Source organism: Falsiroseomonas oryzae, from assembly GCF_027856955.1.
In the GTDB taxonomy this organism is placed as follows: domain Bacteria; phylum Pseudomonadota; class Alphaproteobacteria; order Acetobacterales; family Acetobacteraceae; genus Falsiroseomonas; species Falsiroseomonas oryzae.
This window is the reverse complement of the sequence record NZ_JAPSMD010000775.1, coordinates 1-1,400: the sequence shown is the minus strand read 5'-3', so window position 1 is coordinate 1,400 and position 1,400 is coordinate 1. Positions and strand designations below refer to the sequence as shown.

The window sequence follows — 1,400 nt, the reverse complement described above, 5'->3', positions numbered from 1 at the left end:
GGCCTGCTGCTGGCCGCCGCGGCGGCGCTGGGCCTGGCGCAGGGCTGGCGGATGGCGGCGCTGCTGTTGCTGGGCGCCGCGCTCGGCCTGACGCTGTTCCACGCCGCCTTCGGCTTCGCCGGCGCCTTCCGCCGCCTGCTGGCGGAGCGGCGCGGCGTGGGGCTGCGCGCGCAGATGGTCATGCTGGCCGTGGCGCTCTGCCTGTTCCTGCCGGCGCTGGAGGCCGGCGCGATCCTGGGCCAGCCGGTGCGCGGCTTCGTCTTCCCGGTCGGCGTCGCGCTGCTGGTGGGCGCCTTCCTGTTCGGCGTGGGGATGCAGCTCGGCGGCGGCTGCGCCTCCGGCACGCTCTACACGGCGGCGGGCGGGCAGGGGCTGCGCATGTGGATCACCCTCGCCGCCTTCATCGCCGGCGCCACCTTTGCCGCCTGGGACGCCGAGCGCTGGACGGCCTGGCCTGCCCTGCCGCCGGTCTCGCTGCCCGCCGCGCTCGGCACGTGGACCGCGATGATCTGCAGCCTCGCCGTGCTCGCCCTGGTCTGGGCCGGCTCCGTCGCGCTGGAGCGGCGCCGGCACGGCGCGGCGGAGCCTCTGGCCTGGCGCGGCGGCGACCTGCTGCGCGGGCCGTGGCCGCTGGTCTGGGGCGCTGTGGGCCTGGCGCTGCTGAACTTCGCGACGCTCTGGCTGGCCGGGCGTCCCTGGGCGATCACCGCCGCCTTCCCGCTCTGGGGCTCTCGCCTGGTCGAGGCGACGGGCTGGGACGACCCCGCCTTCTGGCCCTATTGGGAGGACCCGACGCGTACCGAGGCGCTGCTGCGCCCGATGCTGGCCGAGCGCACCACCATCATGGATCTGGGCCTGATGGCCGGCGCCGCGCTGGCGGCGGCGCTGGCCGGGCGCGGCGCGGATTGGCGCCTGCCGGCGCCGCGCGAGGCGCTGGCCTCCGTGCTCGGTGGGCTGCTGCTGGGCTACGGGGCGGTGATCGCCTTCGGCTGCAATATCAGCGCCTATTTCGGCGGGATCGCGAGCGGCAGCCTGCATGGCTGGCTGTGGATCCTGCCCGCGCTGGCCGGCAACTGGATAGGGCTGCGGCTGCGGCCGCTCTTCGGCCTTGGCGGGGCGCGGGCGCGCCTGGCGGAAGCGCCGGCCTGACCTTTTCAGTTTGACAGGCGCGCCCGCGGGATTCTACTCGTTTCCCGGAACGGATCGTAAATTGCACGATCGATTATCGGAGAATTGGATGCGCCGTCCCGAGCCCCCGGTCCTCGCCCTGCTGGCCGCCGCTGCCGCCGCGCCGCTGCTTGGTGCGGCACCCGCCCGCGCGCAGGCGCCGCTGGCCGCGGAAGGCTGCTATGGCTGCCACGGCCCCGGGGGCACGGGCGCCGGCGGCATCCCGGCCCTGG

At 75.9% G+C, this 1,400-nt stretch carries 1 protein-coding gene; it reads left to right on the top strand.

The window, feature by feature from the left end; all coding sequences use genetic code 11:
• Positions 1-1,149 (top strand): YeeE/YedE family protein (locus tag OZN99_RS31565; RefSeq protein ID WP_270939145.1); only part of this gene is annotated, 1,149 nt, incomplete at its 5' end.
• Between the last annotated feature and the right edge of the window lie 251 nt (positions 1,150-1,400).